The sequence below is a fragment of the Nocardia brasiliensis NBRC 14402 genome (genome assembly GCF_000308475.2).
Classification (GTDB): domain Bacteria; phylum Actinomycetota; class Actinomycetes; order Mycobacteriales; family Mycobacteriaceae; genus Nocardia; species Nocardia brasiliensis.
In genome coordinates, this window is record NZ_BAFT02000036.1 from 66,399 (window position 1) to 79,375 (window position 12,977).

The 12,977-nt window shown below is 70.4% G+C and carries 12 protein-coding genes; 10 read left to right on the forward strand and 2 right to left on the reverse strand.

Features of this window, described 5'->3' with window-relative positions; all coding sequences use genetic code 11:
* The first annotated feature begins 86 nt into the window (after positions 1–86).
* Genes uraD through TY25_RS10940 form a run of 4 tightly spaced genes read left to right on the forward strand, consistent with a single transcriptional unit; the run spans position 87 to position 3,163 of the window.
* Complete coding sequence (gene uraD / locus TY25_RS10925; protein WP_042255804.1) at positions 87–590, forward strand: 2-oxo-4-hydroxy-4-carboxy-5-ureidoimidazoline decarboxylase; 504 nt, start codon at positions 87–89, stop codon at positions 588–590.
* Positions 587–904 carry a hydroxyisourate hydrolase gene (gene uraH / locus TY25_RS10930; RefSeq protein WP_042255805.1) on the forward strand — a complete coding sequence of 106 codons (318 nt, stop codon included), beginning with the start codon at positions 587–589 and terminating at the stop codon, positions 902–904. Before uraD ends, uraH begins: the two co-directional genes overlap by 4 nt.
* 7 nt (positions 905–911) lie before the next feature.
* Positions 912–1,814, forward strand: coding sequence for a factor-independent urate hydroxylase (pucL, locus tag TY25_RS10935; RefSeq protein WP_042255806.1), 903 nt, complete (start codon positions 912–914; stop codon positions 1,812–1,814).
* Positions 1,802–3,163, forward strand: a complete 1,362-nt coding sequence (locus tag TY25_RS10940) for an 8-oxoguanine deaminase (protein WP_042255807.1) — start codon at positions 1,802–1,804, stop codon at positions 3,161–3,163. Before pucL ends, TY25_RS10940 begins: the two co-directional genes overlap by 13 nt.
* 13 nt (positions 3,164–3,176) lie before the next feature.
* On the opposite strand, the gene TY25_RS40440 is transcribed toward TY25_RS10940, so the two are convergent.
* Positions 3,177–4,409 (reverse strand): M20 family metallopeptidase, encoded by a 1,233-nt coding sequence (locus tag TY25_RS40440; protein WP_052382911.1) that lies wholly within the window; start codon positions 4,407–4,409, stop codon positions 3,177–3,179.
* Positions 4,402–5,076 (reverse strand): 2OG-Fe dioxygenase family protein, encoded by a 675-nt coding sequence (locus TY25_RS10950; RefSeq protein WP_052382912.1) that lies wholly within the window; start codon positions 5,074–5,076, stop codon positions 4,402–4,404. Before TY25_RS10950 ends, TY25_RS40440 begins: the two co-directional genes overlap by 8 nt.
* Before the next feature lie 518 nt (positions 5,077–5,594).
* Here TY25_RS10950 and TY25_RS10955 point away from each other — a divergent pair.
* The 6 genes from TY25_RS10955 (at position 5,595) to TY25_RS10980 (ending at position 12,976) form a co-directional block, all read left to right on the forward strand.
* Positions 5,595–6,449 (forward strand): FAD binding domain-containing protein, encoded by an 855-nt coding sequence (locus tag TY25_RS10955; RefSeq protein ID WP_042255808.1) that lies wholly within the window; start codon positions 5,595–5,597, stop codon positions 6,447–6,449.
* On the forward strand, positions 6,446–9,499 hold the full coding sequence (locus TY25_RS10960; RefSeq protein WP_042255809.1) for a molybdopterin-dependent oxidoreductase: 3,054 nt from the start codon (positions 6,446–6,448) through the stop codon (positions 9,497–9,499). The genes TY25_RS10955 and TY25_RS10960 overlap by 4 nt, the downstream gene beginning before the upstream one ends.
* A gap of 113 nt (positions 9,500–9,612) precedes the next feature.
* Positions 9,613–10,800 (forward strand): DUF6986 family protein, encoded by a 1,188-nt coding sequence (locus TY25_RS10965; protein ID WP_042255811.1) that lies wholly within the window; start codon positions 9,613–9,615, stop codon positions 10,798–10,800.
* Positions 10,797–11,762 carry an allantoicase gene (alc, locus tag TY25_RS10970; protein WP_042255812.1) on the forward strand — a complete coding sequence of 322 codons (966 nt, stop codon included), beginning with the start codon at positions 10,797–10,799 and terminating at the stop codon, positions 11,760–11,762. Before TY25_RS10965 ends, alc begins: the two co-directional genes overlap by 4 nt.
* Complete coding sequence (gene puuE / locus TY25_RS10975) at positions 11,759–12,661, forward strand: allantoinase PuuE (RefSeq protein ID WP_042255813.1); 903 nt, start codon at positions 11,759–11,761, stop codon at positions 12,659–12,661. The genes alc and puuE overlap by 4 nt, the downstream gene beginning before the upstream one ends.
* Positions 12,662–12,757: 96 nt before the next feature.
* Positions 12,758–12,976 carry a hypothetical protein gene (locus tag TY25_RS10980; protein WP_042255814.1) on the forward strand — a complete coding sequence of 73 codons (219 nt, stop codon included), beginning with the start codon at positions 12,758–12,760 and terminating at the stop codon, positions 12,974–12,976.
* Position 12,977: the final 1 nt, after the last annotated feature.

Genomic DNA, 12,977 nt, shown 5'->3' on the forward strand with positions numbered 1-12,977 from the left:
ACGCCCGGTTTCCGCGCGGCGACACGCCGGTCGTCCGGTGGCGCTTTCCGGTGGCGCCCGGGCGGGTCGTATTCGATGCTGGTCCGATGACAGACGACGCGGACGGCCTCGCTCGATTCGACGCGCTGCCGCAGGACGCCGCCATCGAGGCGTTGCTTGCCTGTTGCTCCTCGCCGCAATGGGCGCGCGCGTTGGCCGCCGGACGGCCATACTCGAGTGTCGGCGCCGTGCTCGATACCGCCGACACCGTGCTCGCCGGACTGCCCGAAGCCGAGATCGATCGGGCGCTCGCCGGGCATCCGCGGATCGGTGAGCGGCCGCATTCGGCGGCTTCGGCGCGGGAGCAGGCCGGGTTGGCCGACGCGCCGGACGAGGTGCACGCGGCGCTCGCGGCGGGTAACCGGGCCTACGAGCAGCGGTTCGGTTATCGGTACCTGGTGTGCGCGAGCGGCAGCACCGGCAGCGAGCTGCTCGCGCTGCTGCAAAACCGGCTGCACAACGATGCCGAGACCGAAAGGCGGGTCATGCGAACAGAATTGGCGAAGATCAATCGACTCCGGCTGCGCCGGCTGCTCACGGCGGCGGTATGAGCACGCTGAGCACCCACGTGCTGGACGCGGTGCGCGGCGCGCCCGCGGCCGGTATCACGGTGACCCTGTACGGCGATGCCGGGCAACTGGATTCGGGCAGCACCGACGCCGACGGCCGGATCGCCGGGCTGGGTGGCGAGTTGGCGGCGGGGACCTATCGGCTGGTCTTCGGCACCGGCGCCTACTTCGCCGCACAGCAGGTCGAGACGTTCTACCCCGAGGTCTGCGTGAGTTTCGCCGTCACTGTGCCGCGGCACTATCACGTCCCGTTGTTGTTGTCGCCGTTCGCCTTTTCCACCTATCGAGGGAGCTGAATCCAGCATGGAGTTGACCGGGCCGATCACGCTCACCGACCACCGATACGGCAAAGCTGAGAACCGCGTCGTGCGGATCCGGCGCGAGACGGCGCGGCACGAGATCCGCGATGTGAACGTGTCCACCGTGCTGCGCGGCGACTTCGCCGACGCCTACGCCGGTGACCAGCGCAAGGTGCTGCCCACCGACACGCAGAAGCAGACCGCGTTCGCCTACGCGAAACAGCCTGGGCTACAGACGATCGAGGACTACGGGCTGGCATTGGCCGGCCATTTCGTCGACGATATCGAGCCGGTGTCCAGCGCCCGGATCGAGATCGACGAGTACGCCTGGCAGCGGGTGACGGTCGACGGCCGCGAACACGAGCACACCTGGGTGCGGCAGGGCCCGGAGGTGCGCACGGCGGCGATCACGGTGGCGGGCACGGGCGCCGACCGGCAGGCGTGGGTGATCGGCGGCGTGAAAGACCTGACCATCCTCAAGTCGACCGGGTCGGAGTTCGCTGACTTCCTGAGCGACGAATTCACTGTGCTGGCCCCGACCCACGATCGGATGCTGGCCACCACCCTCGTCGTCGCGTGGCGTTTCGCGGCGACCACCGGCATCGCCTGGGACGACGTGTACGCGGGTATTCGCGCGCGACTGGTCGAGACCTTCGCGACCCATCATTCGAAGGCGTTGCAGCAGACCCTGTTCGAGATGGGCAAGGCCGCGCTGCAGGCCTATCCGGTGCTCGCCGAGATCCGGCTCGCCGCGCCGAACAAGCACCACTTCGACTATGACCTGGCGCGTTTCGGCATCGAGAACAACGGCGAGGTCTACTACGCGGCGGACCGGCCGTACGGCCTGATCCATGCGACCCTGCAGCGCGCCGACGCACCGGAGGCAGGTCCCGCATGGTTGCCGTGACCGTCATCGAGAACTGTGCCGTCGCCACCGTCGACCCGGCGGGCACCGAATACCGCCACGGTCATGTGGTGTTGCGCGGCAACCGGATCGCGGCGGTCGGGCCGGGAGCGGCGCCGCCGGTGGATGATTCGGCCCACCGCATCGACGGCCGCGGCTGCCTGCTCACCCCCGGCCTGGTGAATACCCACCACCATCTCTATCAGTGGATCACTCGTGGTCTGGCCGCGGACAGCACGCTGTTCGAATGGCTCACCACGCTCTACCCCATCTGGGCCGGTATCGACGAGGACGCGGTGCGGGTGGCGGCGACCGGCGGGCTGGCGGCGTTGGCGCGCACCGGATGCACCACCAGCACCGACCATCACTACGTCTTCCCGCGCGAGGGCGGCGACGTGCTCGGCGCGGAGATCGCGGCCGCCGCCGACGTCGGCCTGCGGTTCCACCCGTGCCGCGGCTCGATGGATCTGGGGCGCAGCGCCGGTGGTCTGCCGCCGGATCACGTGGTGCAGTCGCTCGACACCATCCTGGCCGACAGCGCGGACGCCGTTGCCCGCCATCATGATCCGTCGTTCGACTCGATGCTGCGCATCGCGCTCGCCCCCTGCTCGCCGTTCTCGGTGAGCTCCGAGCTGCTCCGGGAATCCGCCGTGCTGGCACGCGAGCTGGGTGTCCGGTTGCACACCCATGTCGCCGAGACGATCGACGAACAGGACTACTGCGTACAGACATTCGGCTGTACCCCGGCCGAGTACATGGCGCAGCTCGGCTGGGTCGGCTCGGACGTGTGGTGGGCGCATGCCATCCATCTGGACGACACCGCCATCGCCACCATGGCGAAAACCGGTACCGGCGTTGCCCATTGCCCGACGTCCAATGCGCGCATCGGCGCGGGCGTGGCGCGCACCGCCGATCTGGTGCGGGCGGGTGTGCCGGTCGGTCTCGGCGTGGACGGCGCGGCGAGCAACGAGGCGAGTTCGATGCTCGAGGAGCCGCGCAACGCACTCTTCTACGCGCGCAACCGCGGCGGCCCGCGCGCCATGACGACCCGAACCGCGTTGGCGCTGGCCACGATCGGCGGCGCCCGGGTGCTCGGCCGGGCCGCCGAGATCGGCTCGATCGAGCCCGGCAAACTCGCCGATCTCGCGCTGTGGCGGCTCGACACCCCCGCCCACGCGGGCATCGACGACCCGGTGACCGCCCTCGTGCTCGGCGCCGCGCCACCCCTCGCGGCGCTGCTGGTGAACGGACGCGAGGTGGTGCGCGACGGCAGACTGGTCACGGTCGACGAGGACGCCGTCGGCGCGGCGGTCGCCGCCGCGCAGGCCGCGCTGGTCGCGAAGGCGGGGTAGCGGGCGGTGACCGTCAGCCGCAGCGGCGGGCCGCCAGCAGTGCCAAAGTATCGGCACAGGCGCGCATTTCACTGATCAGCACGTGGTGCTCGGTGTCCGGGGTCGCACCGCGCGGTCCGAACAGGCAGCATTCGATGCCCGCGCGGCTCAAATGCGTGGCGTCGTTGCCGCAGCAGGAGTAGGGCAGCGCGAGGCCACACTCCTCGACCCGGAAATCCGAGACCTGGGGGAGCAGTTCGGCGATATCGCGGACCACGGCACAGTCGGCGGGCCGGTCCATCGGCGGCATGTCGGTGCCGCCGACCCGATAGCGCGGATCGACCGGATGCTCCAGCGTGATCCGTGCTTCGGGAAAGGCGTCCCGTGCCCGATCCAGCGCCATGTCGACGGCCTTGCCGACCTGCTCCGGCTCGAACGGCGGCGGATACCGCAGGTCGATCAGCGCGGTGGCCTTGTCCGCGCAGTAGCTCACCCCGGACGGGTCGTGCTCCTCGCCCCGGCCGGCGAGCAGGCTGGCCACCTGAAGCCTTGGCAGCGGCGGGAATTCGGGATTGCGCAGACCGAGTTCGGCGGTATCGAGCAGGTCGAGGGTGCGCCGCAGGATCGCGATGGCGTCGACACCCTCATGCGGCCTGCTGGTGTGCGCGGTGCGGCCGCGCACGACGACGGCGAACTTGTGCACCCCGGCGGTCCGGGTGATCACCCGGCGTACCGAATAGGGTTCGGGCACCACGGCGGCGTCGGCGGTGAGCCCGCTGCGCAGTGCGTGCCTGGTGCCGGTGCCGCCTTGCAACTCGCCGACGACGAACTCGAGCAGCAGCGGGCGGCGCAGAGCAATGCCGCTGCGGCGCACCATGATCGCGGCCGAGAGGATGGCGGCGAGGCCGCTCTTCATATTGTGCAGGCCCGCGCCGTACAGCCGGTCGCCGTCGCGGCGCGCGGTGAACGGTGTCCGCGGCTGGTCGTGGCCGAGTGGATCCATGTCGAGGTGCCCGTTGAGCAGCAGCGCGGGCGTCCCGGTTTCCGGGCCGAGCCGGGCGATCGTCTGTAATCGACCGGGTTGTACCTCTTGGTGGTAGGCGTGAATATCGTTGCGGAGCAGGGTGTTACGGACATGCACCGCCAGCGGCGTCTCTCGCCCGGTGAACGAGGGAATGGCGGTGAGCTCGGCGGCCAGCCGCACGAGCTCGGCCTCGGGGAGCAGGCGGGACAGCTGGTCGCGGAAGGTCGTCGTCGAACTAGGCACGCCGGCGGAATCCGATCAGCAGGACGTCGCGTAATCCGGCGCCCGCGGCGGGATCGGTCACGGTGATCGGCGAGGTGTAGTGCAGCACCCGCTCATCGTCGAAAACGTAAGAGTCGAGCGGATCTTCGAGCACGAAACTGCGCAACCCGCGGTCCGGGTCGTAGCGGTCGTAGATGGCGGAGACGCCGCCGCTGACATTGGTTCGCTGGATCAGATGCGCGGAACCCGCGATCAGGCCGTCGCGGTGCTTGCCCGCCGGCGCCGGATCCCCCGGCGCGATCAGGCGCAGGTAATGGGCGTCGACCAAGCAGTCCGGGACGGACAGCACCCGGTGCGCAGTGAGCAGCCGGGCGACCGCGGCCGCGATCTGCTTGGTCGGCTCGGTCGCCGGGTGCTCCGCCGGGATCAGCTTGAAGCGGCGGGCAATGCCGCCCGCCACCGGATCGACCTGTTCGGATTGCACATACGGCGGCGGCTGATCGATCGCGGTGAGGGCGGCGGGGCCGTCCGTGCTCAGGCGGGTCAGGTCGAGCTGGAAGCACTGGTAGGCGCGCCGCCGACACTGTTCGCCGTCGGGCAGCCAGCGGTCGAGTTCGGTGTAGTCCCGGAACGTGCGCCGCAGGACGTGCAGATCGGGGCCGGAAAGCGGGAAATCGGCCGCGGTCATCAGCCAGGAGGACGGCGGGTCCGCGTCGGGCGCGGCCGGCAGCTCTCGGTCGGCAGACGCCGTCCGCTGATCGGTGTTTATCGGTGGCCCTTCCGCGTCAGGACATGGCGGGCCACAGCAGGGCTGCGGGCCGCGCATATCGGTGAGGGATGGCTCGCCGCCGGCGTGGGAAATATCACATCGAGCGAGCCGCGATGGACATTAATCACGCGGCTGCCCGGTGTCGAGTGTGCACCGGGCACGGACTTGCGTGTCGAGGCCGCCGGCACCGTGGCGTGCTGAGTAAGTCCTGTTCAGGGTGTATGCGGGATACTGGAACAGTGCCGCCTCTGACTGGATGGAGGCGGGCCGGGTGGACGCCGGACGGTGCGGGGGCCGGTCAGGTGAGCGGTGGCCGGTCACCGGCCGCCGCCGATCAGCGGGGTAACGGCCGCGCAATCCGGCGCGGAGGTTGTGCAACATCGTGGCAACTCCGCGCTTCTAGGGTGGGCGGCAGCGGCAGTGGAGCGAGGTGAGACGTGGACCTGGACACGATCCGGGAAGTGCTGGTGGCGCGGGAGCGGGCAGACCTGGGGGCGCTGAGTGCTTCGTGCGCGGTGCTGGCGGGCGGGACCTTCCTGTTCGCCGAGCCACAGGACCGGCTCGACCGGCTGGTCGACATCACCGCCCTCGGCTGGCCCGCGGTGAGCGTGGTGCCGGCGGGGCTGGAGATCGCGGCGACCTGCACGCTGGCGGAACTGGCCGGTGCGGGGCCCGGGCGTGAACTCGGCGTGCCGGTGTTTCGCGAGGATTGGCCGGGTACAAGGCTTTTCGCGCAAGGGTGCCGGGCTTTGCTGGCATCGCACAAGATCTGGCGGACCGCGACCGTCGGGGGAAACATCTGTTTGTCGCTGCCCGCCGGTGGTGTGCTCGCGGCCCTGACCGCGCTCGACGGCGTGGCACTGCTGTGGGGGCCGGACGGCGTGGACCGGCGGATTCCCTTGCGGGAGTTCGTGCTCGGCCCCGAGCGCAACGTGCTGTTGCCCGGTGAGGTGTTGCGGTCGGTAACCGTTCCGACGACAAGCCTGCGCGCGCACACGAGTTTCCGGAAGATCGCGCTCGCGCCGCTGGGGCGTTCCGGCGCGGTCGTGATGGGGCGGCGTGATCCGGACGGCCGGTGTGCGATCACCCTGAGCGCGGCCACCGTCCGGCCGATCGTGCTGGACTTCGGCGCCGTGCCCAGCGCGGCCGAGGTCGACGCGCTGGTCGCGGGACTCGATCCGCAGCTCTGGTTCGACGACCCGCACGGTGCGCCCGATTGGCGGGCGCATGTCACCGGCCTGCTCGCCCGCGAGGTCGCCGCCGAGTTGCAACTCGTGCAGGACCCGCTATGAGACTCGAAATCGACGGCAGGGCGGTCGAAGTCGACCCTCGCCCGGGTCAATGCCTGCGCACCCTGCTTCGCGAACAAGGCACCTTCGCTGTCAAAAAGGGTTGCGATACAGGCGATTGCGGTGCCTGCACGGTCCAGCTCGACGGTCTCCCCGTGCACTCCTGTCTCATCCCGGCCCACCGCGCCGCCGACCGCACGGTCACTACCGCCGCCGGTCTCGGCACCGCCGCGGACCCCCACCCAGTCCAGCGCCGTTTCGTCGAGCACGCCGCCTTCCAATGCGGATTCTGCACCGCGGGCATGGTCGTGACAGCCGCCGGCCTCGGGCTCGCCGGGGCCGCACCGTGCGGCCGGACCGGCGCCGACGGGAGCCCCACTGCCCTTCCGAGTGCGCAGTCTGCCGCGGTCGATGCCGAGCCGGATGGCAACGAGGGGCCGGAAGGGGGCTCCGCCACCACGACCGAACCTGCCGCCGACCCGGACCGTCCCGCACGCACCAGTGCCGAGATCGCCGAGCTGATGAAGGGAAACCTGTGCCGCTGCACGGGTTACCGCGCCATCGCCGACGCCCTCAATGGTGCCGCGACAGCCGAAGCCGACATCGCCGCCGCGCAACCGGACATCGCTGATGGTGCAGACCAGGTGCTCACCGCCGGCGAGCAGCATCTGGCGGAAGGGGGCCACGCCGGGGCTGCCGGCGAGCCGACGCGTGGTGCGTTGCCCGGGAGCGGCTGGGTGGGGCGTGGGGTCGGTGCGCCCGCCGGTCCGCGGATCGTGCGCGGGGGCGAGCCGTTCACCTTCGATCTCGCGCCCGGTGCCGAGGGGAGCGCGACCGCCGGGTCGAGCACGAATTCGACTGGGGTGGGGGTGGTTTCGCCGCCGAGCGCGCCGTTGCACCTCGCGGTACTGCCGAGTCCGCACGCGCACGCGCGCATTCTGTCCATCGAGACGGCCGCTGCCGAGGCGGTGCCCGGGGTGCGGGCGGTGCTCACCTATGCGGACGCACCAGGGGTGGCGTTCTCCACGGCCCGGCACGAGTTGCGCGCCGACGATCCGGATGACACATATGTACTCGACCGGACGGTGCGGTTCGTGGGGCAGCGGGTGGCGGCGGTGGTCGCGGACAGCCTTGCGGCCGCACGCGCGGGCTGCCGGGCACTGGCAGTGACGTACGAGGTGCTGCCCGCGGTGTTCGATCCGGCGGCGGCACTGCTGCCCGACGCACCGAAACTGCATGCGGAAAAACCGGATTCGGCTCGCATTGCGGACTCGCGACGCAATCTGATCGCCGAGGTGCACGGCGAGGTCGGCGATACCGCGGCCGGGCTCGCGGCGGCGGCGAAAGTGGTCAGCGGTGTATGGCATTCGCCGCGCGGGCAGCACGTGCACCTGGAAACCCACGGCGGCGTCGGCTGGCTCGACGCCGACGGCAGGCTGGTCGTCCGGTGCAGCACCCAGGTGCCGTTCCTGGTGCGCGACGAACTGTGTCAGATCTTCGGCCTGCGTAAGGACCGGGTACGGGTGTTCGCCACCCGGGTCGGCGGCGGCTTCGGCGCGAAGCAGGAGATGCTCGCCGAGGACCTCATCGCGTTGGCAGTGCTGCGCACCGGCCGCCCGGTGCAGTACGAGTTCACCCGCGGCGACGAATTCACCGCCGCCACCTGCCGCCACCCGATGCGGGTCGCGGTCACCGCGGGCGCCGGCGCCGACGGTGTGCTCACCGCGCTGGTGGTGGATGTACTCGCCGACGGCGGCGCGTACGGCAATCACAGCGCGGGCGTGATGTTCCACGGCGTCGGCGAATCGATCGAGGTCTACCGTTGCGCCAACAAGCGGGTGGACGCACAAGCCGTATACACCAATAACATTCCGTCCGGCGCCTTCCGCGGCTACGGGCTCGGCCAGGTGATCTTCGGGATCGAGTCCGCGCTCGACGACTTGGCGCGTGCCCTCGGCATCGATCCGTTCGAGTTCCGCCGGCGCAATGTGGTTCGCCCGGGCGATGCGTTCGTCGGCGCCGAGGTGGACGAGAGCGACCTGACCTTCGGCAGCTACGGTCTCGATCAGTGCATCGATCTGACCGAGCGAGCACTGGTGCGCGGCAACGGCGTTGCCGCCCCGGACCCGAGCTGGCGGGTCGGCACCGGCATGGCGGTGTCGATGATCGCGACCATTCCGCCGCGTGGCCACCGCTCCGACGCGACGGCCACCCTGCTGCCGGACGGCCGCTACGAGATCCGGGTCGGTACCGCGGAATTCGGCAACGGCACCAGCACGGTGCACGCGCAACTCGCGGCGTCCGCGCTGGAAACCGCGGTGTCGCGCATCGTGCTCCGGCAATCCGACACCGACCTGGTCGGCCACGACACCGGCGCGTTCGGTTCCACGGGGATCGTGGTCGCGGGCAAGGCGAGCTATGCCGCGGCAGCGGAGCTGCGCAGGCTGTTGCTCGGGCGGGCGGCGAAACTGGCCGGGCTGCCCGAACACGACTGCGTGCTGGAGGCCGCGGGTGTTCGGTGCGGAGACCAGTTCTTCGACGCGGCGGCACTGCTGGCCGACGGCCCGTTGATCGCGCACGGGGAGCACGCGGGCAGTCCCCGTTCGGTGAGCTTCAACGTGCACGCCTTCCGGGTCGCGGTGCGGCCGGACACGGGCGCGATCCGCATCCTGCAGTCCGTCCAGGCCGCCGACGCGGGGACAGTGCTCAATCCGGTGCAATGCCGCGGTCAGGTCGAGGGTGGCGTGGTACAGGCGCTCGGCACCGCGCTGTACGAGGACATGCGCAGCGCGCAGGGACTGGTCACCACGCAGTCGCTGCGGCACTATCACATCCCGCAGTTCGCGGACGTGCCGCGGACCGAGGTGTATTTCGCCGATACCGCCGATGCGCTGGGCCCGCTGGGCGCGAAGTCGATGAGCGAGTCCCCGTACAACCCGGTCGCCCCGGCGCTGGCGAACGCGATACGCGATGCTGTCGGGGTGCGGCCGGACCGGCTGCCGATGACCGCCGACCGTATCTGGCGGGCCATGCAGGAAGGAGAACCACGGTGAGACGCGGCGCGAGTATCAGGCCCGGAGGCGGCAGCGAGCGTAACCACGGAGGGACAGCGAGGGCCGCATATCGAGCGCAGCTGCCGGATAATGTCCGAGCGCGGGTCGATTCGATGCTCGACACCGTCGATACCGAGTTGCGTACGCGCTATCCGGGACCGGATGGACGGTCGCAGCCGATCCATGTCGCGTATGTCCCCGCGGACCGGATCGCCGAGGACACGCCAGGCGTGTGGGGCGCGGTGGCCGTCGAACTGCTGGACGAGCACGCCGCCCTGCTGACCGAGCTGGACACGACCGGCTCGCTGCCCGACGTGCGCAAGCGGCTCGAGCAGGACCCGATCCAAGATCTGCGCATCGATTTCGAGGACGGCTACGGGTTCCGCGCTGACGACGAAGAGGACAAGGCGGCACAGGAGGCGGGCGCGGTGCTGGCCGCCTGGGCACAGCGGCCGGATCGCCCGCGCAGCTTCGGCATCCGGACGAAGGGCCTCGCCGCGGCGGAGCGCGGTCGCACGCTGCGCACGCTCGAGCTGGTGCTGGCCGGGATGGGCGAGGTGCCCGCGGGATTCGTCTTCACCGTGCCCAAGATCCGTGCGGCGGAACAGGTTCGGGCGCTGGTCGTGCTGTGCGAGGGCTTGGAGAGCGGTTACGGACTCGCCGCGGGGGCGCTGCGGTTCGAATTGCAGATCGAGAGCCCGCAGGCGATCGTCGCCGCCGACGGCACCGCGCCCATCGCCCGGATGCTCGGCCTGGCCGAGGGGCGCTGCAGCGCACTGCATTTCGGTACCTACGACTACACCGCCGCGTGCGGCGTCGCGGCCCCCGATCAGGCGCTCGACCATCCCGCCGCCGACTACGCGAAAGCCGTCATGCAGGTGGCCGCCGCGCAGACCGGGGTCTGGGTGTGCGACGGCTCCACCCAGATCGTGCCCGATGCCGCGCCGGAAGCCGCGCTGCGCAACCATCACCGCCTGGTCGGCCGGGCGCTGCGGCGCGGCTATTACCAGGGGTGGGACATGCATCCGGGCCACCTGGTGACCCGCTGGCTGGCGACCTACGACTTCTTCCGGCAGGCGATCGAGGTGGCCGTGCCGCGCTTGCAGGCCTACCTCGACCGGCGCTCGGGCGGCGTCATGGACGAACCGGCCACCGCGGAAGCCTTGGCCGCCACGGTGTTACGCGGACTCGACTGCGGGGCACGCACCCCTGCGGAACTGACCGCCCACGCACCCGAGCTGACCATGGCGGTGCTGCGTGCCCTGGTCACGCGCGCGCCGCTGCCGAAGGAGGCCCGATGACCGACGCGGACTTCACCCTGCTGCCCGACCTGGCGGTGCGCCCGCTGGGCGGTTCGGTGATCTGGGCGAACGACGAATTCTTCGCGGAGAAGGAGAATTTGATCAATCCGGGCCCGCCCGATTATCAGACCTCGACGTTCGGGCACAAGGGCCAGGTCTACGACGGCTGGGAAACCCGTAGGCACCGCGGCCGGCCCGGAGACGATTCGGCCATCGTGCGGCTCGGCGTGCCCGGCGTGATCCGCGGCGTCGTGGTGGACACCGCCTGGTTCAAGGGCAACTACCCGCCCGCGGTGTCGGTGTCCGCGCTGGAGGTGCAGGACTATCCGACCGCGGAAAGCATTGCCGCCCGCGAGGATTGGGTGACGCTGGTCGATCGCGCCCCCGTTGCCGGGGACAGTCGCAACCCGTTCGCCGTCGCGAGCGAACGACGGTGGACGCACGTGAAGCTCACCATGCATCCCGACGGCGGGGTCGCACGGCTGCGGGTGCACGGCGAAGGCAGCCCCGATCCCCGCTTGCTCGGCCTCGGCCCGCTCGATCTGGCGGCACTGGAAAACGGTGCGCTGGTGCTGGATTGCTCCAACCGCTTCTACAGCTCGCCGAATCAACTGTTGTATCCCGGCCTGGCTCGGCGGATGGGGGACGGCTGGGAGACCGCGCGGCGTCGCGACGACGGCAACGACTGGGTGCGGATCCGGCTGGCCGGTCCCGGCCTGATCCGGCTGGCCGAGATCGACACCTCGTATTTCCTCGGCAACAGTCCGGGCGCGGCCCGGCTCACCGGGCGCACCAACGACGGCACCGAGCTCGAATTACTGCCGCGCACCGACCTTTTGCCCGACACCAGGCATCAGTTCGCGATCGCGCCGATGGCGGCGTCGGTGGAGGAGGTCCGCCTCGACATCTATCCCGACGGCGGCCTGGCCCGGCTCCGCCTCTACGGGGAGCTGGGCGGGTGAGCCGGGAATTCGTCGGCTACGGCCGGACGCCGCCGGACCCGCAGTGGCCCGGCGGCGCGCGGCTGGCCGTCCAGTTCGTGCTGAACTACGAGGAGGGCGGGGAGAACAACGTCCTCGACGGCGACCCGCACTCGGAGACCTTTCTCTCGGAGATGACTCCGGCGCAGGCGTTTCCGAATCGGCACATGAGCATGGAGTCGCTCTACGAGTACGGGTCGCGGGCCGGGCTGTGGCGGGTGCTGCGCGCGTTCGAACGGCGCGGGCTGCCGTTGACCATCTTCGCGGTCGCGCGGGCCATGCAGCGAAATCCGGAGGCGGTGGCGGCTTTTCGCGAGCTCGGGCACGAAATCGCCGGGCACGGCCTGCGCTGGCAGTCCTATCAACTGGTCGACCGGGACACCGAGCGGGCGCATCTGGCCGAGGCGGTGCGCATCCTCACCGAACTCACCGGTGCCGCCCCGCTCGGCTGGTACACCGGCCGTGATTCGCCGAACACCCGTGAGCTGGTGGTCGAGCACGGCGGTTTCGTCTACGACTCCGATTCCTACGCCGACGACCTGCCCTACTGGGTCACCGTGCAGGGTACGGACCAGTTGGTGGTGCCGTACACGCTGGACACCAACGACATGCGGTTCGCCTCGCCCGCCGGTTTCCCCACCGGCGAGCAGTTCTTCGCGCATCTGCGCGACGCCTTCGACGTGCTGTATCGCGAAGGCGCGGAAGGCAACCCGAAGATGCTGTCGGTGGGCCTGCACTGCCGCATCGTCGGCCGTCCCGCGCGCATGGCCGCCCTGGAACGCTTCCTCGACCACGTGCAGTCCCACGACAGGGTCTGGATCGCTCGCCGCATCGAGATCGCCGAGCATTGGCGCCGGGTGCACCCCGCGCGGGTGCACTGAGCGCCGGCGCGCTGCGAGGACGGCACAATTCGGGTCATGTGCGGCGCGGGCTCGCCGATTACTTTCGGGTGTCGACCAAACGCACAAGGAGCTCGAATGATCGCAGTCCGTGGGTTCGCAGGCGCCGCCCTGATCGCCGCCGCCACACTGGCCGGCACCGGCGCGGCCGGCGCGGCCCCCTTGCCGCTCGAACCGCATACGCCGGTGGCGACGGAGTTGGTCGCGGGCAGCTGCGGTGGTATCACCGAGCCGTTCGCGGCGCTGGTCTGCGCGCTCAGCAGCCTGTCCGGCAACCAAGGCCCCGGTTTTCCGTGAT

Excerpts from the sequence above, each read along its gene's own strand:
- uraD (WP_042255804.1), top strand. The coding sequence starts at position 87 with ATGACAGACGACGCGGACGGCCTCGCTCGATTCGACGCGCTGCCGCAG.
- uraH (WP_042255805.1), top strand. The coding sequence starts at position 587 with ATGAGCACGCTGAGCACCCACGTGCTGGACGCGGTGCGCGGCGCGCCC.
- pucL (WP_042255806.1), top strand. The coding sequence starts at position 912 with ATGGAGTTGACCGGGCCGATCACGCTCACCGACCACCGATACGGCAAA.
- TY25_RS10940 (WP_042255807.1), top strand. The coding sequence starts at position 1,802 with ATGGTTGCCGTGACCGTCATCGAGAACTGTGCCGTCGCCACCGTCGAC.
- TY25_RS10950 (WP_052382912.1), bottom strand. The coding sequence starts at position 5,076 with ATGACCGCGGCCGATTTCCCGCTTTCCGGCCCCGATCTGCACGTCCTG.
- TY25_RS10960 (WP_042255809.1), top strand. The coding sequence starts at position 6,446 with ATGAGACTCGAAATCGACGGCAGGGCGGTCGAAGTCGACCCTCGCCCG.
- TY25_RS10965 (WP_042255811.1), top strand. The coding sequence starts at position 9,613 with ATGCTCGACACCGTCGATACCGAGTTGCGTACGCGCTATCCGGGACCG.
- alc (WP_042255812.1), top strand. The coding sequence starts at position 10,797 with ATGACCGACGCGGACTTCACCCTGCTGCCCGACCTGGCGGTGCGCCCG.
- TY25_RS10980 (WP_042255814.1), top strand. The coding sequence starts at position 12,758 with ATGATCGCAGTCCGTGGGTTCGCAGGCGCCGCCCTGATCGCCGCCGCC.